20 protein-coding genes, 1 tRNA gene and 1 riboswitch are annotated in these 22287 nt (G+C 47.1%); of the genes, 16 read left to right on the top strand and 5 right to left on the bottom strand.

What is annotated here, in order from left to right; all coding sequences use genetic code 11:
* The first annotated feature begins 11 nt into the window (after positions 1–11).
* Positions 12–111, top strand: a riboswitch (TPP riboswitch).
* A 38-nt stretch (positions 112–149) separates the two neighbouring features.
* Both thiT and ACI3EZ_RS03665 read left to right on the top strand, forming a co-directional pair.
* Positions 150–725: an energy-coupled thiamine transporter ThiT gene (gene thiT, locus ACI3EZ_RS03660; protein ID WP_405025553.1), complete on the top strand. Its 576-nt coding sequence runs from the start codon at positions 150–152 to the stop codon at positions 723–725.
* A 112-nt stretch (positions 726–837) separates the two neighbouring features.
* Positions 838–2064, top strand: a complete 1227-nt coding sequence (locus ACI3EZ_RS03665) for a NupC/NupG family nucleoside CNT transporter (protein ID WP_405024589.1) — start codon at positions 838–840, stop codon at positions 2062–2064.
* Positions 2065–2144: 80 nt separating this feature from the next.
* On the opposite strand, the gene ACI3EZ_RS03670 is transcribed toward ACI3EZ_RS03665, so the two are convergent.
* Both ACI3EZ_RS03670 and ACI3EZ_RS03675 read right to left on the bottom strand, forming a co-directional pair.
* A complete protein-coding gene (locus tag ACI3EZ_RS03670; RefSeq protein ID WP_405024590.1) occupies positions 2145–2603 on the bottom strand; it encodes a MarR family winged helix-turn-helix transcriptional regulator in 459 nt (152 codons plus the stop codon).
* Positions 2604–2841: 238 nt separating this feature from the next.
* Positions 2842–2914: transfer RNA gene (locus tag ACI3EZ_RS03675), tRNA-Lys, on the bottom strand.
* A 206-nt stretch (positions 2915–3120) separates the two neighbouring features.
* Here ACI3EZ_RS03675 and yycF point away from each other — a divergent pair.
* Genes yycF through ACI3EZ_RS03700 form a run of 5 tightly spaced genes read left to right on the top strand, consistent with a single transcriptional unit; the run spans position 3121 to position 8396 of the window.
* Positions 3121–3831: a response regulator YycF gene (gene yycF / locus ACI3EZ_RS03680; RefSeq protein WP_405024591.1), complete on the top strand. Its 711-nt coding sequence runs from the start codon at positions 3121–3123 to the stop codon at positions 3829–3831.
* Positions 3832–3840: 9 nt separating this feature from the next.
* Entirely contained in the window at positions 3841–5715 is a 1875-nt protein-coding gene (gene walK / locus ACI3EZ_RS03685) for a cell wall metabolism sensor histidine kinase WalK (protein WP_405025554.1), read from the top strand.
* Positions 5702–7018, top strand: coding sequence for a two-component system activity regulator YycH (yycH, locus tag ACI3EZ_RS03690; RefSeq protein ID WP_405025555.1), 1317 nt, complete (start codon positions 5702–5704; stop codon positions 7016–7018). The genes walK and yycH overlap by 14 nt, the downstream gene beginning before the upstream one ends.
* Before the next feature lie 11 nt (positions 7019–7029).
* The gene (locus ACI3EZ_RS03695) at positions 7030–7818 is read left to right on the top strand and encodes a two-component system regulatory protein YycI (RefSeq protein ID WP_405025556.1); all 789 of its coding nucleotides are present in this window, start codon (positions 7030–7032) and stop codon (positions 7816–7818) included.
* A gap of 14 nt (positions 7819–7832) precedes the next feature.
* Complete coding sequence (locus ACI3EZ_RS03700; protein ID WP_405025557.1) at positions 7833–8396, top strand: DJ-1 family glyoxalase III; 564 nt, start codon at positions 7833–7835, stop codon at positions 8394–8396.
* Positions 8397–8446: 50 nt separating this feature from the next.
* On the opposite strand, the gene ACI3EZ_RS03705 is transcribed toward ACI3EZ_RS03700, so the two are convergent.
* Positions 8447–8638 carry a DUF3955 domain-containing protein gene (locus ACI3EZ_RS03705; protein WP_405024596.1) on the bottom strand — a complete coding sequence of 64 codons (192 nt, stop codon included), beginning with the start codon at positions 8636–8638 and terminating at the stop codon, positions 8447–8449.
* A gap of 267 nt (positions 8639–8905) precedes the next feature.
* Between ACI3EZ_RS03705 and ribB the strand changes: the two genes are divergently transcribed.
* Positions 8906–9559, top strand: a complete 654-nt coding sequence (gene ribB / locus ACI3EZ_RS03710) for a 3,4-dihydroxy-2-butanone-4-phosphate synthase (protein WP_405024597.1) — start codon at positions 8906–8908, stop codon at positions 9557–9559.
* A 175-nt stretch (positions 9560–9734) separates the two neighbouring features.
* On the top strand, positions 9735–11066 hold the full coding sequence (locus tag ACI3EZ_RS03715; protein ID WP_405025558.1) for an MATE family efflux transporter: 1332 nt from the start codon (positions 9735–9737) through the stop codon (positions 11064–11066).
* Positions 11067–11661: 595 nt separating this feature from the next.
* Here the strand turns inward: ACI3EZ_RS03715 and ACI3EZ_RS03720 are convergent.
* Complete coding sequence (locus ACI3EZ_RS03720; protein WP_405025559.1) at positions 11662–12093, bottom strand: Hsp20/alpha crystallin family protein; 432 nt, start codon at positions 12091–12093, stop codon at positions 11662–11664.
* A gap of 97 nt (positions 12094–12190) precedes the next feature.
* Positions 12191–13939 (bottom strand): ABC1 kinase family protein, encoded by a 1749-nt coding sequence (locus ACI3EZ_RS03725; RefSeq protein ID WP_405025560.1) that lies wholly within the window; start codon positions 13937–13939, stop codon positions 12191–12193.
* 119 nt (positions 13940–14058) lie between these two features.
* Between ACI3EZ_RS03725 and ACI3EZ_RS03730 the strand changes: the two genes are divergently transcribed.
* The 7 genes from ACI3EZ_RS03730 to ACI3EZ_RS03760 all read left to right on the top strand — a co-directional run bounded on the left by ACI3EZ_RS03730 (position 14059) and on the right by ACI3EZ_RS03760 (position 21909).
* On the top strand, positions 14059–16872 hold the full coding sequence (locus tag ACI3EZ_RS03730) for a sigma-54-dependent transcriptional regulator (protein ID WP_405025561.1): 2814 nt from the start codon (positions 14059–14061) through the stop codon (positions 16870–16872).
* Positions 16873–17073: 201 nt separating this feature from the next.
* Positions 17074–17565, top strand: a complete 492-nt coding sequence (locus ACI3EZ_RS03735) for a PTS system mannose/fructose/N-acetylgalactosamine-transporter subunit IIB (RefSeq protein ID WP_405025562.1) — start codon at positions 17074–17076, stop codon at positions 17563–17565.
* 68 nt (positions 17566–17633) lie between these two features.
* Positions 17634–18635 (top strand): PTS sugar transporter subunit IIB, encoded by a 1002-nt coding sequence (locus tag ACI3EZ_RS03740; RefSeq protein WP_405025563.1) that lies wholly within the window; start codon positions 17634–17636, stop codon positions 18633–18635.
* Between the two features lie 72 nt (positions 18636–18707).
* Positions 18708–19514: a PTS mannose/fructose/sorbose transporter subunit IIC gene (locus ACI3EZ_RS03745; RefSeq protein WP_405024603.1), complete on the top strand. Its 807-nt coding sequence runs from the start codon at positions 18708–18710 to the stop codon at positions 19512–19514.
* 19 nt (positions 19515–19533) lie between these two features.
* The gene (locus ACI3EZ_RS03750) at positions 19534–20472 is read left to right on the top strand and encodes a PTS system mannose/fructose/sorbose family transporter subunit IID (protein WP_405024604.1); all 939 of its coding nucleotides are present in this window, start codon (positions 19534–19536) and stop codon (positions 20470–20472) included.
* Positions 20473–20546: 74 nt separating this feature from the next.
* Positions 20547–20927, top strand: coding sequence for a DUF956 family protein (locus ACI3EZ_RS03755; protein WP_405025564.1), 381 nt, complete (start codon positions 20547–20549; stop codon positions 20925–20927).
* Between the two features lie 259 nt (positions 20928–21186).
* Positions 21187–21909 (top strand): hypothetical protein, encoded by a 723-nt coding sequence (locus ACI3EZ_RS03760; RefSeq protein ID WP_405025565.1) that lies wholly within the window; start codon positions 21187–21189, stop codon positions 21907–21909.
* Positions 21910–22287: the final 378 nt, after the last annotated feature.

Genomic DNA, 22287 nt, shown 5'->3' on the forward strand with positions numbered 1-22287 from the left:
TGAAAACGTTTAACCAACACAGGGGGAGCCAGTTGGCTGAGAGTGGATTTGTTCCTGACCCTTTGAACCTGTTCGTTAGTACGAGCGTAGGAATTGTGTGGTATCGAAGTAACCTTCGCTGTGTTGGAAGAACGCAGGGAGGTTTTTTTATGGCAAAGCAGACACTGCAAGCAGTAATTGAAGGAACGTTGATGGCGGCCCTAGCGGCGGCCCTCACAATGGCGGTGCCCACCGTTGAATGGATTGACCTGTCTTTGGGAATTATTCCGATTGTCCTGGTTAGTTTGCGGCGGGGGTGGAAGATCGGCGTATATGCGGGCCTTCTTTGGGGGATTCTTCCTGTTTTATTTGGACGGGCAGAAATTTTGACGGTCTGGCAGGGGATTTTAGAATACCCGGTGGCAAGCATGAGTGTAGGGTTGGCTGGAATATGGGCATCCCGATTTCATGCTGCCCTTCGTGCTAACCGGCCGGTGTTTCACTGGATTATGGTAGCGTGTTTAACTGGGGTTGGGGTGAAGTATCTCATTCATTTTTATGCAGGTATTGTTTTTTGGGGCGCGTACGTTCAGTGGGGGCTTGGTCCGGTGGCGTATTCCGCCGTTGTAAACGGATCAAGCTTTGTTCTTAACATGGTAATTAGCACAACGGTGTTGGAAATTTTGTTGCGGCACCTTCCCCACTTAGGAGGTAGTATTCCAGATAAAACGAACAATCGCAGATGAAAAAGGCTGAAAGATCGGCGAAATAATTTACATTTTTTGAAAAAACAGGTACAATATGAGCGTTTATGTTTTGTGTTGTGCAATTGTTTTTTATTTTTGAGGAGGAGAAGTTGTGGAGTTAGCAATTAACATTCTTGGGCTCATCATCTTCCTTGCGGTTGGGTGGATTTTTTCCAAGGATCGCAAGCATATTAACTGGTACGGAATCATTGTGATGGTTGTGCTGAACCTGTTCTTAGCATGGTTTATGACCAGTTTTAGTTGGGGTCAGGATATGATTAAGTGGGCGGCTGGTGCGTTTGATACGTTGGTAAAGGAAGCCTACGTTGGGATTGCATTTGCAATTCCAAGCATGGTGCATGTTAAGCAGATGGACTTTTTTGTTAGTTCATTGCTACCAATCTTAATGATCGTGCCGCTGTTTGACATCTTGACATACATCGGGGTGCTCCCGTTCATTATTAAGTGGGTCGGAAAGATTTTGGCATTCATTACACGGCAGCCGAAATTTGAGTCATTCTTTGCCGTTGAAATGATGTTCCTCGGGAATACAGAGGCACTGGCCGTATCACAACTCCAGTTAAAGCAAATGAAGGCCAAGCGGAACCTAACGCTTGCTATGATGTCAATGAGTTGTGTGACGGCGTCGATTCTGGGATCATACATGCAGATGATGCCTGGACAGTTTATTCTTACGGCTGTGCCGCTAAACGTGGTAAACGCGCTAATTGTTACGTCAATGCTGAACCCGGTTCATATTGACAAGGAAGAGGATACCGTGGCAACGATTACCGGAGCAGCAGCCGAGGCATCCGGTGACGTTGAAGCAGATGGTAAGCGGGAGCCATTCTTTTCCTTCTTGGGGGACTCAATCTTAGGTGCTGGCCGGTTGGTTCTGATCATTGCAGCTAACGTTATCGCCTTTGTAGCCCTGATTGCTTTACTAGACAAGATATTAGAGTTATGCCACATTTGGACAGTTGAAAAGATTTTGGGTTATGTTATGTTCCCGTTTGCATGGTTATTAGGGTTAGATCCGCATACGGCGCTTCAGATGGGCCAGTACATGGGAACAAAGTTGGTAACGAACGAGTTTGTGGTAATGTTAAAAGTTATGCACCAGGTCGGCCACTTTGCACCGCACTTTAAGGCGGTTTTGACGGTCTTCCTGACGTCATTTGCTAACTTATCAACGATTGGGATGATTATCGGGTGCTTTAAGGGAATTGTTAACCGTGAAAAGAACGATGTCATTTCGGCAAACGTAGGTTACATGCTTCTTTCTGGAGTTCTGGTATCGCTGCTATCAGCCGCAATGGTTGGGCTGTTTGTATGGTAAAAGAAGGATAAAGTTGCCAATCTTACTGGTAGTATAAAAAAAGCCCTGGTGGTTCTAATAACCACCAGGGTATTTTTATACTATTTAAACGTTTCGAAATAGTCGCTCATTTGCTGAAGGGCGTTGATTAGTGCTTCAACTTCGTTCTTGTCCATTCCGCTTAACAAGGAGCTCATCGCCCGCTGGTGAAGCTTATTGTGGGCCCGGTACAAAACGCGTCCTTTCTTAGTAAGGCCAATGTTAATGACCCGCCGGTCCTTTTTACTACGAATCCGCTCCACATAACCCTTCCGTTCTAACTGATCAATGCTCTTTGTCAGGGTCCCCTTTGTTAGGTTCAATTGCCGGGCAATCCGAGAAATCGGTTTTTTGTCATGGAGAGAAACGACGTGAATCAGGTGAAGTTCCCGAGCAGTGATATCGCTAAACGGACTCTTTTTTAATTCACTGTCTTCTACGTACCGAACCCGGTCGTACAGCCGGAATAACAGGTCGTTAATCGTGTTTGATTGTTGCTTTGTAATGCCTTCGTTTGCCATGGCGCACCTCGTTTTCATAATTTATTACTATCGAACCATGACGATTGTATCACGGGTAAAAAGTTCTTGGCTAGTATTCCCAGCGAATGAAAGAAAATCGTAAAGAACTAAATGTATTAGCCTAACCTAAAGAACATAGTATTAGTTGTAAAATATCAGTAGATGAGGGGTATTTCTGACTAACGTACGAAAACAAAAAGCCCCCGCTCTAAAAACGAAGACTTGAATAAATCTCTGATGGGTGGTCAGGGGATCGAACCCTGGACCCACGGATTAAGAGTCCGTTGCTCTGCCAGCTGAGCTAACCACCCATATTTTTAATTACCGTAAGAACAACTTCCGTTCCAACGACGATATATATACTACCAGCTAATCATGATGATTGCAACCCTCTTTTTCAAAAAATTCATGATGAAGAGGATTAGCAAAATGACAAGGGTTTTAGCGCTATTCGGGAATGATGTATAATTAGGCCGAGTTAGTAGAGAATTTATCCCCAAAAAAGGAGGACAACAAGATGAAAAAAATTCTGGTTGTTGACGACGAAAAACCAATTTCTGATATTATCAAGTTTAACCTCTCAAAGGAGGGGTATGAAGTGCATACCGCCTACGATGGGGAGGAAGCTCTCACGAAGGTTAAAGAGATTGTCCCTGACCTGATCGTTTTGGATCTCATGCTTCCAAAGATTGACGGCCTTGAAGTTGCCCGGGAAGTTCGGAAGGAATATAACATGCCAATTATTATGGTAACAGCCAAGGATGCAGAGATTGACAAGGTTCTTGGACTTGAAATGGGGGCGGATGATTACGTAACCAAGCCATTTTCCAACCGGGAACTGGTAGCTCGGGTAAAGGCCAACCTGCGGCGTCAGGAAGCAAACGTCACGAGCGCTCAGGAAGAGGCTGCGGAGGACCAAAACATTGAGGTGGGCTCCCTCGTGATCTACCCAAAGTCGTATACGGTGGCAAAAAACGGGGAAAAAATTGAATTAACCCACCGGGAGTTTGAGTTATTAAGTTATTTAGCTCAGCATTTAGGCCAAGTAATGACCCGGGAACACCTATTACAAACGGTTTGGGGGTATGATTACTTCGGGGATGTTCGGACGGTCGACGTAACGGTACGTCGGCTACGGGAAAAAATTGAGGATACTCCGAGTCGACCGGTCTGGCTTGTAACCAGGCGGGGAGTAGGCTATTACCTGCGGAACCCAGAAGAAGAGTAGGCTAATTCCATGAGCTGGAAAGAACGGATTAAACAGCGGACTAACCCGCTACGATCAATCTACGTTAAGATTGCCTTCTCGTTTGTGTTGTTATTACTATTGATTTTTCAAATCGTGGGCATTATTTTTGTTCAGCAACTTAAAACGGATAACCTGAAGACGTTTAAGCAGCGGACGGAGCTTTCATCGTACGTTGAAAATACATTGGTTTCGGTGATGAGTCATCCCACGAAGGATATGGATGCCCGGATTCATAAGGTGATCGCGGGGATTAACAACGATAACATCATGACGATTCAAGTGGTTGATCCTAAGGGGGTTATTCGGGGAGTTAGCAACACTGACGGGCGTAACCTGGTTGGTCAAAAGACAACGGATAATGATATTAAGCGGGTCTTGTATGACGGCAAAACGGATACAAAGATGCTGGTTAACCGCTCAGATAACCACCGGTATTACGTCACAATTACCCCGTTGTTAAGTACGACGGGGAACACGAACACGGTTGTGGGGGCCGTTTATATCCGAGCAAGCCTTGACGCCGTATATAACGCTGTAAATAACGTAACGATGATTTTTGCAACGGCATCACTGATTGCAACGGTGGTCGGATTGTTGTTGGCACTACTAATTGCCAGAACGATTACCCAACCAATTGAAGAAATGAAGCGGCAAACCACCCGAATTGCCCGGGGGGATTACTCGGGACGGGTAAAGGTGTATGGCAATGACGAATTAGGCGAACTGGCAACGGCGGTTAACGACCTTTCGGTTCGGGTGGAGAATGCCCAGGCTTCAACAGAAGCGGAACGGCGGCGGCTGGATAGCGTGCTGACCCACATGTCTGATGGCGTGTTAGCGACTGACCGCCGGGGGTTGATTACCATTATTAACGATAAGGCATGTGCACTACTGGGGGTGGCGGAACATGACGTGATTGGGAAATCAATCTTAGACGTTTTAGGGATTCGTGGTCAGTACGCTTTCCGCGATCTTCTTGAAAAGCAAGATGAAATTAAGATTAACCTGTCTGATGATGGTCATGAGCAAATTTTGAAGGCGTTTTTCTCTCTAATTCAGCAGCAGACAGGGTACACGGCGGGCTTGGTTTGTGTGCTCCATGATGTTACCGAACAACAACGTGTTGACCGGGAGCGGCGGCAGTTTGTATCCAACGTTTCGCATGAACTCCGGACACCGTTGACAAGTGTCCGAAGCTACATTGAAGCCCTTAACGAAGGAGCGTGGAAGGACCCGGAAGTTGCTCCGGAATTTTTACGGGTAACGCAGGATGAGACCGACCGGATGATCCGGATGATTAACGACCTGTTAAACCTTTCCCGGATGGATTCTGGAACAGTTAAGCTTGAACTGGAACTCGTGAATATTAACGAACTATTTAGCTACATTCTTGATCGATTTGACATGATGCTTGCTAAAAATCAAGAAGCAAGGGAACCGCAACTTACCATTAAACGAGAATTTACAACAACGAGTTTGTGGGCAGAAGTTGACCAGGATAAGTTTACGCAGGTGATTGATAATATTATGACCAATGCGGTGAAGTATTCGCCGGATGGCGGAACGATTACGTGCCGCTTGCAACAGCAGGGGAATAATGTTGTTTTAAGTGTGGCTGACCAGGGACTGGGGATTCCGAAAAAGGACCTTGATCATATTTTTGATCGCTTTTTCCGGGTTGATAAAGCACGTTCGCGGGCTCAGGGAGGCACTGGTTTGGGATTAGCCATTTCTAAGGAAGTAATTGAACTTCTTCACGGTAAGATTTGGGTGACTAGTACAGAGGGGAAGGGTTCAACGTTCTTTATTTCCCTACCATCGGAAGAATACGAGGAAGGAGATCTGTGGGATGAGAATGCTTAAATGGCTTCGGGAAAACTGGTTGCACATCGCGCTTCTCTTGGCCTTGATTATTAGTGTTACGTTCTCGTTTTTGATATGGGCAAATCCCTTCCAACGGCCGCACAGTAAACGAACGCCAACTCTTCGGCAATCAACAACACAAGTGGTTACCCGGAAGGCGAGTGATCTGTACGTTCCAACAACGGTGGTGGTTAACCATTCGGGCGGAAAGCAAGAACAAGTGCAGGCGAATATGAATAAAGTTGTTCATGTAATTCAGCGAGGATTGTTAGCAACTAATGCCGGCCGGGTAACGCCGGTTGCCCTTACCGCCCATGATTATCAGGGGGAATTTCACCGGGCCGATACGGTTATTCTTAATTACCCGGATACCATTCCGGGGGAATTATTTAAAAAACTTCTTCATCGTGGGGGAAGTGGGGATTCGTTTCAGGTAAACCACGTAATGATTTCTACAAAAAACCCCGACCGGCTGTATTTGCTGGATGATGCTCACCGTCAAGAATATGTGGTACCAGTTCGAGGAACGGCGGTTCGCCAGCTAGTTCATTTTCTGGTTACGTTAACGGGGCGGCGGATTCCCGTCGCGTTTCGTCGAATTGCTGGACGGATGACAGTAACATATCCGGCTGGATTGAGCCTGCCGCAGGTAAGTTATCTTGTGAATAAGCAGCCGGTTAACCAGCTAGTTACCCGGTTAATGGGGGCAAATAGTTCATATACTATCGATTCGCGGCAACAAGCGAATACAACAACGTATACTGATAGTAACCAACGGTTAACCGTTAACCAAAGGAAAGGTGTAATCGCATACGACCAGTACCGGCATCGGGGACAACGAGGTAATGCGACAGCGATCCTAACCAACAACGTTAAGCAATTAAATAACCTGGACGTAGGATTGACCGCTGTTCATTTTCTAGGTTATTCGCAGCAGCACCATGCGGTAACTTATTGTAGTTACGTACACGGATTTCCGGTCATTTCGCCGGTTAGTCGGGGAATGTATACTATCCGGCAGACAACCACGGCGACTTTGTCAGTGACGTTGTCCCAATACGGCCTTCAGGTGGCAATTCCGTCAGAAGCGGGGACGCATCGGGTTCACCTCCCAGCTACGGCGGAGGTATTTAACCAACTTATGGCTGTGGGAATTCCAGCGGATAAAGTAACGGGAATTATGGTGGGATACCGGTGGCGTGCAAATAAAGCTTCGGGTGAAGTTGCTGACCTTACGCCAACTTACTTTGTTCGGATAAACGGTCAGTGGCAGGATTATCAGCAGATTATTGCTCACCACTAGGAGGAATTGGGATGGATTTCAAACGGATTGAATGGATCTTTTTAATTGCGTTTATTGCACTCGATATTTTTCTGGTGGGCTCATTCACCCAGCAGGCCCGCTTGTTAAGTGTGACTAACACTAGCCCGACAAGTTCAACGGCACTAGTTCTCCGGAATATTAAGGAGGATCAAATTACGTACGGGAAACTCTCCGATAAGCGTCAGTGGGGATACTACGTGGTTAGCCCGGAAACGGATGTTTTCCGAAATAAACCCGCCCGGTTACATGATGAGAGTTGGACGGATAATAATCAGGAATTAACGGCAACGTTTGCTACGGCGATTCATGTTAACGTGAAGCACCCAACCCGGGTACTGAATTCTGTAATTCGTACCCGGGTGATAAACGGAAAGCAGTATCGGTATGACCGGCACTTATCAACGGTAACTCAAGTTGTTTATACGCAGACCTTTAAGGGAATTCCTGCGTTAACTCAGGCTGGACAGGTGCGGTTTAACGTGCGTAATGGAATCGTAACGGGGTATACGCAAGGCTATGTGAAAGAACCTCGCCGGCTACCTAAAAAACAGCGAATGATTAGTGCTAAGCGGGCGTTAATTGCGTTGTATCAATACAATAAGATTAACGGTAGCTCGACGGTTCAGTGGGTTCGGCTGGGCTATACGAAGTTATTGGCGGCTAACCAGCACGTAATTTACGTTCCAACGTGGGTCTTCAGCATTCGGAGTAAGGCAACAGGAAACGTAACGTACCGGCAAATTAACGCGTTTACCGGAGCGGTAATGAACAAGGATTAAAGGAGGAATTTGGAATGACAAAGACAGCAGCAGTAATGTTTGCCCCGGGATTTGAGGAAATTGAAGGCTTAACGCAGGTTGACGTGCTGCGCCGAGCTGGCGTTCAGGTCACCATGGTAGGTCTAGAGGACCGGGTGGTTACAGGCGGCCACGGAATTACGGTAACGTGTGACGTGGCTTTGGGGGAACATCTACTGGATTACGATATTGTAATCTTCCCCGGGGGAATGGGGGGAGCGACGGCCCTTCGTGACAGTGACCAGTTAATGGCCCTAATAAAGCAACGGCATGCTAACGGGAAATGGAACGCGGCAATGTGTGCGGCACCGATGGCATTTGGCCGCTACGGGTTGCTTGATGGACGAACGTATACTTCTTATCCGGGAATTGAAACCCACGCGCAGGATGGGCACTTTACGGAAGAAATTACGGTTGTCGACCAAGACGGTAAGATCATTACGAGTCGGGGGCCGGCGACAGCGTTGGCGTTTGCTTATCGGATTCTTGGTGTATTAGGTATTGATACGCAGGACGTTCGGCACGCAATGCTGTACGATTATCTTAAGGATAATATTTAGTAATATAAAAGAGGTCCGTTTTACAGCGGACCTCTTTTTGGTTAGGAGTTCTACTTGTTATGTTTATGGATCATCACCGCGGTGATAATTGCCGCTAGAATTAAAAGCGCGCTGGCTGTCCAAGAAATCCAGTGGGGCTTGTTAATTGTGCCGTTCACACCGATCGTTGTAAACATGTTAACGGTCCATGGAATGATGATGCTAAGGATAAGTAGGACCATTGGTAGTGTATATTTTCGCATGCCTTCATTATAGCATTTCTCTGGCAGAACAGTCAGCGAACGGGGAAATTCCGAATAAAGGAGCGTAATGCAGAAGGCGAGTGGATAATAAATGTTTTTTTAAAGGATATAGTTCGTCATAATTAACGTTATTGGTTTTGATGATCCTAATATGCATTAATTATACAGATAATAGCGTACATTAAAAGTCTTGAATTGTATTTTGTTCGTGATAGTATAAGGGTGTCGCATGGAATCGTGGTCAAGGAAAATAAAGGAGCCGATCAAATGACAGAGCATTTTAATACTGTTGACGAAGCAATTACTGCACTGCAGGCGGGGAAGTTCATCATTTTAGCGGATGATGAATCCCGGGAAAACGAGGGTGACCTCGTTGCGTTGGGGCAAAACATTACTCCCCAAACCGTTTATCAGATGTTGAAGTTGGCGAACGGATTAATGTGTGTTCCGGTTAGTGCGGGGATTGCAGATAAGCTTGGGTTTAGGATGATGGTTAAACACAGTACTGATCCGAACGGAACGCCGTTTATGGTGACAACCGATGCAAGTTTTGATGCAGCGGGGGTTACAACCGGAGTGTCAGCCTTTGACCGGGCAGCCACTATTAACTTGATTGCGGATGCGCAGGCAACACCTAGCCAGTTTAATCATCCTGGCCACATTCAACCATTGATTGCTGAAGAACAGGGAGTCCGGGTACGGACGGGTCATACTGAAGCGGCAGTTGACTTGGCTTACCTAGCAGGAAAAGCTCCGGTAGCAGTGATTATTGAAGTGTTGAAACCGGACGGACATATGGCCCGGCGGCCGGAATTAACGCAGTTGGCGGCAGAACAGCACGTCCCGTTTATTACGATTCCGCAGATTAAGGATTATCTGGATGATCACGGAATTAAGTACGCTGCGCAACTTGCAAAGTAGGGAATGGAAGCTGGTTTAGAACCTGATTGTTAAAAACAAGGAGGCTAGGACATATTCCTAGTCTCTTTTGTTGTCCTTTTGGCGTTTATATTTCCTAGGAAATGATGCTTACGCGTGTTGGTAATTTATGCTACGGTGGTTTGTAGATTAATGATAACGGAGTGATTTTACGGTTATGGATGAGTTATTTGCGCAGATGCCAGTTCCTAAAGCGTATTTTAAGCTCGCTTTACCGGTGGTGTTGAGTATGGTCGTTAATATGGCCTATAACTTAATTGATACTTTTTTTATTGCCCAGACCCACCAGCCGGCAATGGTAGCAGCGGTGACGATTTGTACCCCGCTTTTTTCGTTTATGCTGGCAATGGGGGATATGTTTGGCCTGGGTGGGGCAGCGCTCATCTCCCGTTATCTTGGCGAGGGAAAACGGACGACGTGTACCCGTATTAGTAGTTTCTGTACGTTCGGGGCGGTTGTTTTGGGAGCGCTTGTTACGGTAGGAATGTTTGGCTTAGAACATCCTTTGCTTCGGTTATTAGGGGCAACGAGCGCAACGTGGGATGAAGCCCGCCGGTTTTACCAGATCATGGCGGTCGGGGCAGTTATTATTATTTTTTCACTGGTACCGACAAACTTACTCCGCACGGAGGGGCTAGCTACCGAAGCAATGATTGGATCAGTAGGCGGAACGATTGTGACAATTTGTTGTGACCCACTATTTATCTTTGGGTTTCACATGGGGGCTGCCGGGGCCGCCGCTGCAACTGTTTTAGGATATATTGTGACCGACCTTCTGTACCTGTACTACGTAATTCGCCGGTGTCAGGTAATCACCGTTGATCCGCGGCAGTTGCAGATAACCTGGCAGTGGGTAAAAGAAGTCATTGTGATTGGAATTCCGGCATCTCTGACGAACCTCATGCAAAGTTTGGGGTTGATGATACTAAATGAATGCCTGGTTCCTTACGGGACAACCAAAATTGCCGCGGCGGGAATCGTAATGAAGATTGATATGATTGTTATTTTAATTCTGGTGGGATTTGCTTTTGGGGCTCAGCCATTAGTGGGATATAATTATGGGGCCCGGAATAAAAAGCGGTTTACTGCCGTAGTTGGCTTTGATTTGTTAGTTGAAGTGGGTTACGCCACGATTGGGACGGTGGCCTTAATGGTGGCGGCTCCGTTTTTAATCCGCCTCTTTATGAATGATCCGGTGATTATTCGTACCGGGACAGTGATGATGCGAATTTTCCTCTCAACGACGCCATTTATCGGCGCGGTAATGGTCTTTACGACCGTCTTTCAGTCAGCGGGGAAGGCGGGAAGTGCGTTTATTATGGCAATTGCTCGGCAGGGACTTTTCTATGTCGCGGCTTTGGCCACGTTGATCCCGCTTATCGGCTATCTGGGAGTTTTATGGGCTCAACCAGTGGCGGATGTGCTGACCGGAATTGTCGGCGGACTGTTATATTGGCGGGTCATTCGGGTGTTTCATCGGACTGAATGAATTAGTTTCACGTGAAACAATAATGGGAAAGTGCCAAAACAAAGAAGGCGCAGTAAAGTAATACGTAGCCTGGTTACCTTGACACCGGATTATGCGGAAGTAATAAGGAGGTTGCGCTGTTAGTCACAACCTCCGTTTTTCGTTTTACTACTTATAATTAAAAATTTCCAATAAATGGGCGCAAAATAAAAGCTCCGTTTGCTAGTGGCATACTGATTATAACCGCGTGGAGGTGCAATGGTTCTCCCCCGCATTCAAATCGCCTACTAGGAAACGCAGCTGATTAAGTTGATGAAAGGAATCTTAATTATCCCCACGTCCTTTTCTTAATTGATTCGCTCCGGAATGTATATCCGGTAATTCCGTAAGTGGACGGTTGAAACCCCGTCGCTCCCCCTGAATAAGTAACATTGTTGGTTCAAGTGCGATCGGATGATTTCCCGTCCTTGGTGGGAATCCACTGACTCCTTACATCTTCTTTATACCACCATGTATTTATTTTTGCAAGCGTTATCATTAAAGGAATTTTGTTTTTGAATGCAAAAAGGCTGGGAATCATTTCCCAGCCCTTAGTGGTTAATAGCATAAATTACAACTAGTCGATCTGAATCCGCTTAGTGTTTGAAATTTCCTCCGCCGTCTTTGGGAGAACAACTTTGAGGACCCCTGCTTCGTATTTGGCATTAATCTTGTCCTGATCAACATTCGGGAACCTGTATGACCGGGTAAACCGCCCATAACTTCGTTCGCTTGAGATGACGTTGCCGTTTGCATCGCTTTCATCAGAGAACGAATCCCGTTTAGCTGAAATTGTTAACTGGTTATTCTTAAAATCAACGCTGATGTCTTTCTTATCAACGCCAGGAAGATCGACGACGACCTTGTAATCCTTGTCAGTTTCGGAGATATCGGTCTTCATTTCTTCATTGTTAGAACCAAAATTAAACAATGACTGGCCAAAATTGTTGAAGAGGTCATCCCGCCGCTGCATCAGATCATTTAACCGGTTGTTTAATTCATTTGTCATAGTCAAAACTTCCTTTCATATGATTTATCGGAAATGAACTTCCTTACATCCTTAGTATATCGCTTTAAATAGTAATTACAACTATTTAGCTCGCTAGTCACTTCCGGTGCCGCCACCGGTGGTACCACCGACGAAGGTGGGCACCAGCCATTCCTCCGATGACGAGGAGGGCAACGACGTACCCGCATACCCCGAGGCGGGCAACGCCGGAGTGTGGACTGCCCGCCACAAGAAGGGAGGAGCCGAGGATGATGGCGGCAAGGATAATGGTGACACTTAAACGAGACGCAATCCGTTCCAAACGATCGACGAGACGTTCTTGACCTTTATATTTAATAATTAGGCGCGCTTGTCCCTGGTTGAACGTGGCAAGGGCACGCGTTAACTGGGTGGGAAGTTGAGGGAGCGTGTGCAGGGTTTGGAGAAGGGTGAGCATTCCCGCCTCCGTTTCCCGGCGGAGACTAAAGTGATTCCTAAGGTATTCACGGGCAAATGGCCGGGCCACGTCCATGAGGGAAAGGTGGGGATCCAACTGGGCAACAATTCCTTCAAGGGAGCCAAACGCCTTTACTAGGAGGGTAATCTCGGCCCGAACTTGGAGGTTATTTTTGCGGCATAGGGCGATGATGTTATACAGCATTACCGGAAAATCGATTTGGCCTAAGCCGAGCTTAAGGTACGGGGCCAAGAAGGATCCTAATTCGCCGTAAAACTCCTCTTCGTCCACGGCGCCGGTGCGGTTGCAGACGGCGAGGATGGCCTTCCCAATTTCGTGGGTGTCGCCGGTTGTGAGGGCAATAATTACGTTGGCCATTCCGTCCACCAAATCGGGGGTGAGCGTTCCCATCATCCCAAAATCCAGGTAAACAAGCCGGTAATCGGGAAGAGGAGTGCTCTTTTGAACCGTAATCGTAGAATCCCCCGCTAGGCGCTGGGTGAGTGTTTTCGGGGTAACGGTATGTTGTGTTTTATCCTTAGTAGTAACGCGGTAAAAGAGGATGTTTCCCGGATGGGGATCGGCGTGAAAGAAATTATCGTGAAATACTTGTTTAATAAAGTTTTGAACAAGAACTTGGGCTACAGCCCGACGCTCAGCCTGTTGTTGGGCGGCAAGGTGGGGAGTGGTACTCAGCGGTTGGGCAACGTAGTCCTTAATGCTTTTTCCGGGCATAGCCGTTGTTACGAGGATTTTTTGGGTCGAATACTCCGTGTAAACCCGCGGAACCCGGATAACGCCATCGTTATTGTTAAGCTGATAGAACCGAACACCGTTTTTGATTTCAATGGCGGTGTTGATTTCGTTGATCAGCGACGATCGAATTTGGCTGAGAACTTCAGCGGGATTAATCGCGCCAATTTCAGGAGTTAACCGGAGCATCCGGACAGCAATTTGGAAGAGGGCTAGGTCCGTACGAACCAGGCGTCGGACATTGGGGTGTTGTACCTTAACAACAACGGGGGTGCCGTCCTTGAGGGTGGCGTGGTGGGTTTGTCCGATTGAAGCCGAGGCAAACGGGTGATGCTCAAAGGAAGCAAAAACAGCATCAATGGTTTTTCCTGTCTGGGTGGTAAACGTTTGCTGTACCGTTGAGAAAGCGTCGGCCGGAACATTATCTTGGAGTTTCCGGAATTCGGCAATGTAGGCGGGGGAAACGAGGTCCGGACGGGTCGAAAGAATTTGCCCTGCTTTGATGAAGGTGGGGCCAAGTTCTTCAAGGGCTCGCCGGACAGCTGCGGGATTTTGTTGGTGAATGAAGTTGCGGGCGGCATCGTACTTTTTAAGAACCCGAATGATGGTAAAGAGCCGGGCACGTTTTTCGCGCCTGGTAATGGGTGAATTAGGCATAAAAACCCCTCCGTTCCGGATAGTTTACGCCTATTCTAGCATAGATTGATGAATGTTTCGTTCGGGGGACTGGCATGGTATGATACACAATGAATACACTATGATGGAGGGAACGACCAATGCCAACTAGAAGGGAACGGGTGTGGCAATATATTACGGAACACCTGGGGAAATATCCGGATGGAATTACTACCATTACAATCGCGGATGCCCTTGGAATTGCGCGGCCTAACGTTAGTAAAGAATTGAACGACTTGGTTCGAACCGGGAAACTCGCTAAAACCCGGACCCGTCCCGTACGTTATATGACTGCTGCTCAGGTGGTCCACCGAGCAGATCATCAGGACGTTGTGCAGGTTCAGGATAATAATGCGGGGACAATTCTGACCAAGCACCAAAAGGATCAGCGGGATCCACTTGGTGGGTTTAATCGGATGATTGGCCGGGATACAAGTTTAAAGAACCAAATTGAACAAGCGAAGGCAGCCCTGCTTTACCCCCCCCACGGGCTGAATGTTTTGCTAACCGGGCCAACGGGGGCAGGGAAAACATTCTTTGCAACGGCAATGAACCAGTTTGCGGTTGCCAATCAGTTAATAACAACTTCTCAACTTACCATCCTTAATTGTGCTGATTATGCACACACCCCAGAAGGCGTAATGCGTCGATTGTTTGGGAGTGCTAACGGGCAAGAAGCGGGGCTTTTACAGACCGCTGATGGGGGGATGCTTTTGCTGAATGAGGTTCACCGGCTTCCTCCAGCGGCGCAGGAAATGCTGTTTTATTTCATAGAGCACGGGACTTATAGCCGGATTGGTGAACAACAGCGGAAGCGACAAGCGACCGTCCGGATTGTTTGTGCAACGACCGAATCACCCGAAAGTACCCAGTTGCAGGAGTTTGTTCGGCGCATTCCGATTACCATTCAGATTCCGGGATTTAGTCAGCGAACAATGCGGGAACGTCTCCAGCTTCTTCAAACCCTTCTTACGATTGAAGCCAATCGGATTGACCGCAACATTCAGGTGGATGAGGATGTAGTAAAGGCGCTAATTGGCGGAATTTCATTCGGAAATATAGCCCAGTTAAAGTCAGCGGTTCAATTAGTGTGTGCCCGGGCTTTCTTGGACGGGATGGATAAGCAAGGGGATGAGATTGCTATTACCTTTGATAAGCTTCCCCAGGAGATTCAAGCAGGAGTGTCGCGGATCGCAAATAACCGGAATGCGTTAACCGAATTAACCAGACTTGTTGATGCGACCATGGTAGTTCACCCTGATGGAACAACAGGAGCTGAAAGTCAAGATTCCTACGAGTTACCGTATAACCTTTACGAGATTATCGGGCATAAGGCGGCCGTTTTGAAGGAGGAGGGGCTTGACCAGGAGGCGATTAATAACTTTATTAAAACGGACATTAACGTTCACATGAAAACGTATTACCGGGAAGCTGATTTGGAACAACGAAGTGACCGTTCCTTGCAGGATTTGGTTGACCAAGAATTTATTGATCTTACCAGGGAAATTAAGCAGCATCTTGAGCCGCAGGTTGATTATTCCCTGGGAAATAATTTTGTATACGCGATGAGCCTGCACCTTAGTTTGTTTGCTAAGCGGGTACAGACGGGAAAATCGTTGCGGACGGTTTCTTCTAACCTAATTACAATGGTGAAGGAAAATCGGCGGGAACTTCAACTTGCTCGGCAGATAAAACAACTTCTTGAAAAACATTTCCATTTTCCTGTTCCGCGGTCTGAAGTGTATTACTTAGCGGCATTGTTGATTTCCCTGAAAGAGGATTCACGCACGGGAACCGTTGGGGTGGTGGTTGCTGCACATGGAAGCAGTACGGCTAGTTCGATGGTTCAGGTGGTTCAGCAATTATTAGACGTGAATAACGTGGTCGCTTTTGATATGGGACTTGATATGAGTCCGGCAGCCGCATTTACGGGAATTACCCGCGCAGTGCAACGGGTGGATCAGGGGAATGGAGTGCTTCTTTTAGTCGACATGGGTTCCCTTGCAACGTTTAGCAGAAAATTAACAACCGAAACGGGCATCGAAGTGCGCACCATTAACATGGTAACAACGGCAATGGTGCTGGAAGCAGCGCGGAAAACGGCCCTTGTAGGTACTGATCTGGACACGATCTATGGCGAGTTGCGGGAGTTCCGCGGGTATTTTCGGGGAAACGACGAGGCCGGCCGCCCGTTAATTAAGAAAATGCAGGCCGTTGTAGATGCGACGGATACCCGGCCGCGGGCACTTTTATCGATTTGCTCAAGTGGAGAAGGCACTGCCCAGAAAATCAGGCGTCTATTGGAAGAACAGCTCGCCAACCAAGGAGTACAAGACGTTGATGTTCTTCCTGTATCGGTAGTTGGATTACAAGCTAAGCTGGCAACGATTACAGCGAAGTATAACGTGATTGGGGCAACTGGGGTAGTGAAACCGCCGCTGGACCGACCGTTCATCAGTTTAGAAAACCTTCTCCAGGGGGATGCTGCGCAGTTTATTGCGCAAGTAACGCAGGACGATTGCCAGCTTTCCGCTCAGCATACGGCTATTAACCAATCACCCAAGTTGACGATGGAGGTATTGCAGGAGTACTTAACGAAGTACTTTACGTTTATTAATGCTGATAAATTAACGCCGGTTTTGTGGGAGTATTGTCAGCAGTACACAGAGCCAATTGTGTTGGATAATACTCAACGAATGAGCATTATTATGCATCTTGCGGGAGCGCTTGAACGAACATTGACGACGAGTCCGTTGGCGGTTGACCCGGCGACATTAGCAGCATCTCAGAAGGTTCAAGCTGCTACTTGGAAGCAGGTTCACCGGGCAACAGCCTGGTTAGCGGATAAAATTAATGTCCGTTTGGCATCGGCAGAGGAGTACTATATTGTTCAGTTGTTAATTAAACAGTCTTAGGTGAAACAATACACAACCTTGATACACAAATAAAATATGTGTCAAGGCTTTTTTTATTTTATTTTACCGGAAAATGCGGGGTTTTCAGCGATACACTTAGCGTGATACACTATTTTACTCAAAACGGGTGTATGATAATCCTTGGAAGCCATTACAAAGGAGATTTAACGGGACGGGAAGCGATTACCAGTCCGCAAAGCAATGCAGGTTCAATTATTACGAATTGATAGTCGGTTACTTCACGGACAGGTGACAACCAGTTGGGCAAAAGCATTTCGGCTTGATCGAATTCTTGTAGTTGATGATGCGGCTGCCCATGATCCGCTCCGACAGGTTTTGCTGCAGCAGGCGGCGCCAGTTGGGATTTCTGTGAATGTTCTAACGGTTAATCAAGCACAACGGCTAATCGGTGATCCCCGACTAGCTTCAGTAAGGGTGATGATCATCACCGCAACGCCTGAAAGTGCCCGGTTTTTGATCGAGGCAGGAATAACCGTTAGGAGCGTTAATGTCGGCTCACTAAGTTTCAGCGCGGGACGTCGGATGGTAACAAACGCCGTTGCCGTAGATGCAAATGACATTGTGGCCTTTCGGTGGATGCATGCCCGGGGAATTCAACTGGATTTGCGACAGGTTGTGCGGGATTCGTCCCGGGATTTGTGGCGGATCTTAAGTGAAAAGCACCTCGTTTAACGTCTGATTGTTTCCTTTGAGTGGCTCACGTACCGCTAGGTACATAATATTTTTAGGAGGTAGTACACATGGTAGGAATTATCCTTGCCAGTCATGGCGGCTTTGCTGATGGAATCTTCCAATCAGGCGCAATGATTTTTGGTGATCAGCAAAACGTCAAGGCCTGCACTCTCATGCCAAACGAAGGCCCTGATGATGTGCGCACTAAGATGGAAGCCGCCATTAACTCGTTTGACGATCCCGACCACGTCTTATTCCTGATCGACCTCTGGAGTGGGACGCCGTTTAACCAGGCAAACATTCTCCTGGGTGAAAATGAGGATAAGGATTGGGCGATCGTTACTGGTATGAACCTGCCGATGGTTATCGAAGCGTACACCGCCCGGATGACCATGCAGGACGCGACCGCTAAGGAAATCGCCACCCATATCGTGGGGGTTGCTAAGGACGGCGTAAAGACCATGCCAGAAAACTTGATGCCAGCCAGCGCTGTTGCTCAGGATGAGCGGCAGCACAAGCAGCCAACTGGCGCAATTCCTGAAGGCACCGTTCTCGGTGATGGCCACATTAAGATTGGGTTAGCCCGGATTGACTCCCGGCTCCTTCACGGACAGGTGGCAACGGCTTGGTCCAAGGCGATTAACCCGGACCGGATTATCGTTGTATCGGATAATGTTTCTCACGACGAACTGCGGAAGACTATGATTCAGCAGGCTGCCCCAGCTGGAATTAAAGCTCACGTTATTCCGATCAAGAAGATGATTGAGGTTGCCAAGGATCCGCGGTTTGGGAACACTAAGGCTTTGTTACTATTTGAAACGCCGGAAGATGCGCTCAAGGCAATCGAAGGTGGTGTCGACATCAAGACATTAAACATTGGGTCCATGGCACACTCCGAAGGGAAAGTCGCCGTCAACAAGGTTTTATCCCTTAACATGGAAGACGTTAAGACGTACGACAAGTTGAAGGAAATGGGGATCCAGTTTGATGTTCGGAAAGTTCCGGGAGATAATCCGGAAAATATGATGAGCTTGGTCAACAAGGCGCGCGAAGAACTGGAAAAGAAATAATCATACTCAATTAGGGGGAGTATGCTAGAGAAGCACTTATTTGATTTTATATTTTAAGGAGGAAAACAGATCATGACATTGATTGCGAAGATCCTGGTCCTGATCATCGCGTTCCTGGCCGGAATGGATGGGATTTTGGACGAGTTTGAATTTTACCAACCAATCGTTGTATGTACGTTGATCGGACTGGTTACCGGGAACTTAACTGCTGGTCTGGTTCTTGGCGGAACGCTCCAGATGATGGTTCTTGGTTGGGCAAATATCGGGGCGGCCGTTGCGCCTGATATTGCGTTAGCATCCGTTGCTTCTACGATTATCCTGGTTCAGGGTGGTCAAGGAATTCACGGTGTGGGCACGGCCGTTGCGATTGCCGTTCCGTTGGCCGTTGCTGGTTTATTCCTGAACATGATTGTGCGGACCATTTGTGTGGCTATTTCTCATTTGATGGATGCTGCGGCTAACGCTGGCAACTTCCGGATGATTGGCTTCTGGCAGTGGGTTGCAACCTGTCTGCAGGGGATCCGGATTTTGGTTCCAGCTGCTCTGTTACTGGTTATTCCGGTCAGTGGTGTGCGGGCTGCCCTTCACGTGATTCCGGGCTGGTTATCAGCTGGAATGACTATCGGTGGTGGCATGGTGGTAGCCGTTGGGTACGCCATGGTTATTAACATGATGGCTAATAAGGAAGTATGGCCGTTCTTTATCCTTGGGTTTGTGATTGCCGTCTTCAGTAAGTTAACGTTACTTGCCATTGGGTTAATTGGGTTAGCACTGACACTAATCTACCTGAATCTAGCTAACAGTGGAAGCAGCAATGGTAGCAATGGCGGGAACAGTAATACTGGTGACCCGCTCGGCGATATCCTGGATGATTACTAGAATGGAGGATTGAGCAACGATGGCGGAAAATACATTTGCAGCAGAAAGTAAAAAGTTATCAAAAGCAGACCGGTTAAGGGTTTGGTGGCGGTCAACGTTCCTGCAGGGTTCGTGGAACTACGAACGGATGCAAAATGGTGGTTACTGCTACGCCATGGTACCGGCCCTTAAGAAGTTATACACGAAGAAGGAGGACCAGGTCGCAGCTTTAAAGCGCCACATGGAATTCTTTAACACGACACCGTTTATGGCTTCCCCAATTTTCGGGGTTAACCTGGCCCTAGAGGAAGAACGGGCTGCTGGTGGTCAAGTCGATGATGCCGCAATCAACGGGGTTAAGGTTGGAATGATGGGCCCGCTGGCCGGGGTTGGTGACCCAGTTTTCTGGTTTACAGCGCGGCCAATCATTGGTTCCCTGTGCGCTGCCATGGCAATTAGCGGCAACGTTCTTGGCCCGATTCTGTTCTTCTTAGTATGGAATCTCTTCCGGATGGCCTTCATGTGGTACACCCAGGAATTTGGTTATAAGGCAGGTTCTGCAATTACGAAGGACCTTTCGGGTGGTTTGTTGCAGACCGTTACCCGGGGAGCATCTATTATGGGGATGTTCGTTATTGGGGCGTTAATCGAACGGTGGGTTAAGATTGATTTTAAACCGATTGTTTCTAAGACGCCATTGCAAAAGGGCGCATACATTAACTGGGATTCCCTACCGAAGGGAAGTCATGGGATCCAGAAGGCTCTTGAACTATACAATAATGGTCAGGGTCGAGCGCTTTCTTCGGTTAAGGTTACCACGTTGCAAAACGTGTTGGACCAGTTAGTGCCAGGATTAGCAGCAATGTTGTTAACCCTGCTGTGCATGTGGTTATTGAAGAAGAAGGTTTCACCGATTGTGATTATTCTAGCCTTGTTTGTTGTTGGGGTTATTGGTCACTATTTCGGATTACTACAATAGCAATGAATTAATTTACGCAGGAGGTGGACGCAGTAGGTTCACCCCCTGTGTGTTGCTTAGAAAGGAAGAGAAGAATGGTTCAGTCACTTAATACCAGGGTTGATTTAGCGATGGAAGCAACCTCATTTATGGGGTTACCGACGTACGGGAAAATCATGATCGGCGATCGGGCGTTTGAATACTATAATGAAAAGAACCTGGATGATTTTATCCAGATTCCGTGGCAGGAAGTCGACGTGGTTGTAGCTCTCTTAATGTTTAAGGGACGGTGGATTCCTCGGTTTACGATTCGGACGCGGAAGAACGGAGCATATACGTTTGCGGTTCGTCACCCGCACGAAGCATTACGGACGGTACGGGAATACATTGGCGGTGATCGAATTGTTCGTTCATTAACCTTCTTCCAGGTAATTCGTCGGGGAATTAAAGCGAAGTTTATGCGAAGTAAAAAGTAATTAAAGAATGTGTGCTGAAGCGAAGCAAATGAGTGCGGTAAAAACAGCAAGCTGCAGTGGTGAAGCATTGACTAGAAGGGATGCACCTGGGACTTAGTTCGTTTGTTTTGGTACTAAATTATGTGAATGAAATAAGGAAGGTTGGGGTTGTTGCCCCAGCCTTTTTGTTATCTGGCTAAGGCGATGAGATGGAAAAATGATTATGTTTTCGGCATAATATCTGTTAAAATCGGGAGTATGAGATTAGAAGGGAGCGAGAGTGATGGCAGATAAGCCAGCAAAGGACAAGAAGAAAGACGTTGAATCCTACGCAGCCGAGGGAGAGCAGGTAAAGCCAGGTTTTGGCCGGCGTGTGTGGATCGGGATTAAAGGATACTTTTCATGGCTGTGGCAATCATTGAAGGCCCCGGCTAAGGTTACGAATGGACCAGCAGCAGCGGGAATCGTAAACATTGTTGTTTTGGCGCTTTTTTACACGTTTACCTTGAATGAAACAATTGTTGTTGCATTGCAAACGCAAGCACGAACAACGGGCGGGAAGGCCCCCTTTATTGTTGGATGGCGGATATTGGCGTACACGTTTGTGGCTATAATCGTCGGAATGTTTGTGACCTTTATTGGGACGTACCTTGTTAAACGGTATGCTATTGGAATTCAGGAGGGCTTTTTGGCATACATCAACCGCGTTTTCCATTACAGTAATTGGATGATGGTCTTGTCGCTATTATTAGCGGTATGTTCACTGGTAAGTCCGCAGATTAGCCAGTATATTACGATTGCTAACTCGCTTTTGTTGACGTTGGCAGTGCTATTCTTCATGGTAGGAATTATTGCCTCAATTACGGAGAATAAGGATGATTCGCGAATGGACCGAATTTTTGCTACGATGATTGCTGTAGTGATTTTTGTTGTGGTATACGTTATCCTTAATGGGATGCTTGGCGGAATTCTTCAAGGATTCAATCAAATGATGATGCAGTAGATCATTTAGAGAAGATGTGTGGGTGAAAACAAACGGGTTGAATAACGCGCAGCGGTTTTTAATTTAGTTTTTCGCGCGAAGGATAATTTTTTGATTTGATAAAAGGGGGCGTAACTTTTTGTTGCACCTTCTTTTTTATTGATTAAGAAAGTGCGCGAAAAATTATTAAGAAAGTTGGAAATTTTGCTTGACGTCAGGAGGAAATTTCAGTATTATATAAACCGTTGCCGTTGCGATACACGGTGACAGGATAGATCTTTGAAAACTGAACACAGTATCGACGAATTAAATGTGTAGGGCTCTTTTGAGCAACATAATTTAACGAAGTCAAACTTCGCTAGTAATAAATAATGAGTCACGAATTCAAAATGAGAGTTT

The organism is Ligilactobacillus sp. LYQ60, assembly GCF_045033015.1.
In the GTDB taxonomy this organism is placed as follows: Bacteria; Bacillota; Bacilli; order Lactobacillales; family Lactobacillaceae; genus Ligilactobacillus.

What these genes read in the sequence shown, in the direction of transcription:
- thiT (WP_405025553.1), top strand. Translation starts at nt 150, where the DNA reads ATGGCAAAGCAGACACTGCAAGCAGTAATTGAAGGAACGTTGATGGCG.
- ACI3EZ_RS03670 (WP_405024590.1), bottom strand. Translation starts at nt 2,603, where the DNA reads ATGGCAAACGAAGGCATTACAAAGCAACAATCAAACACGATTAACGAC.
- yycF (WP_405024591.1), top strand. Translation starts at nt 3,121, where the DNA reads ATGAAAAAAATTCTGGTTGTTGACGACGAAAAACCAATTTCTGATATT.
- walK (WP_405025554.1), top strand. Translation starts at nt 3,841, where the DNA reads ATGAGCTGGAAAGAACGGATTAAACAGCGGACTAACCCGCTACGATCA.
- yycH (WP_405025555.1), top strand. Translation starts at nt 5,702, where the DNA reads ATGAGAATGCTTAAATGGCTTCGGGAAAACTGGTTGCACATCGCGCTT.
- ACI3EZ_RS03695 (WP_405025556.1), top strand. Translation starts at nt 7,030, where the DNA reads ATGGATTTCAAACGGATTGAATGGATCTTTTTAATTGCGTTTATTGCA.
- ACI3EZ_RS03700 (WP_405025557.1), top strand. Translation starts at nt 7,833, where the DNA reads ATGACAAAGACAGCAGCAGTAATGTTTGCCCCGGGATTTGAGGAAATT.
- ACI3EZ_RS03705 (WP_405024596.1), bottom strand. Translation starts at nt 8,638, where the DNA reads ATGCGAAAATATACACTACCAATGGTCCTACTTATCCTTAGCATCATC.
- ribB (WP_405024597.1), top strand. Translation starts at nt 8,906, where the DNA reads ATGACAGAGCATTTTAATACTGTTGACGAAGCAATTACTGCACTGCAG.
- ACI3EZ_RS03715 (WP_405025558.1), top strand. Translation starts at nt 9,735, where the DNA reads ATGGATGAGTTATTTGCGCAGATGCCAGTTCCTAAAGCGTATTTTAAG.
- ACI3EZ_RS03720 (WP_405025559.1), bottom strand. Translation starts at nt 12,093, where the DNA reads ATGACAAATGAATTAAACAACCGGTTAAATGATCTGATGCAGCGGCGG.
- ACI3EZ_RS03725 (WP_405025560.1), bottom strand. Translation starts at nt 13,939, where the DNA reads ATGCCTAATTCACCCATTACCAGGCGCGAAAAACGTGCCCGGCTCTTT.
- ACI3EZ_RS03730 (WP_405025561.1), top strand. Translation starts at nt 14,059, where the DNA reads ATGCCAACTAGAAGGGAACGGGTGTGGCAATATATTACGGAACACCTG.
- ACI3EZ_RS03735 (WP_405025562.1), top strand. Translation starts at nt 17,074, where the DNA reads ATGCAGGTTCAATTATTACGAATTGATAGTCGGTTACTTCACGGACAG.
- ACI3EZ_RS03740 (WP_405025563.1), top strand. Translation starts at nt 17,634, where the DNA reads ATGGTAGGAATTATCCTTGCCAGTCATGGCGGCTTTGCTGATGGAATC.
- ACI3EZ_RS03745 (WP_405024603.1), top strand. Translation starts at nt 18,708, where the DNA reads ATGACATTGATTGCGAAGATCCTGGTCCTGATCATCGCGTTCCTGGCC.
- ACI3EZ_RS03750 (WP_405024604.1), top strand. Translation starts at nt 19,534, where the DNA reads ATGGCGGAAAATACATTTGCAGCAGAAAGTAAAAAGTTATCAAAAGCA.
- ACI3EZ_RS03755 (WP_405025564.1), top strand. Translation starts at nt 20,547, where the DNA reads ATGGTTCAGTCACTTAATACCAGGGTTGATTTAGCGATGGAAGCAACC.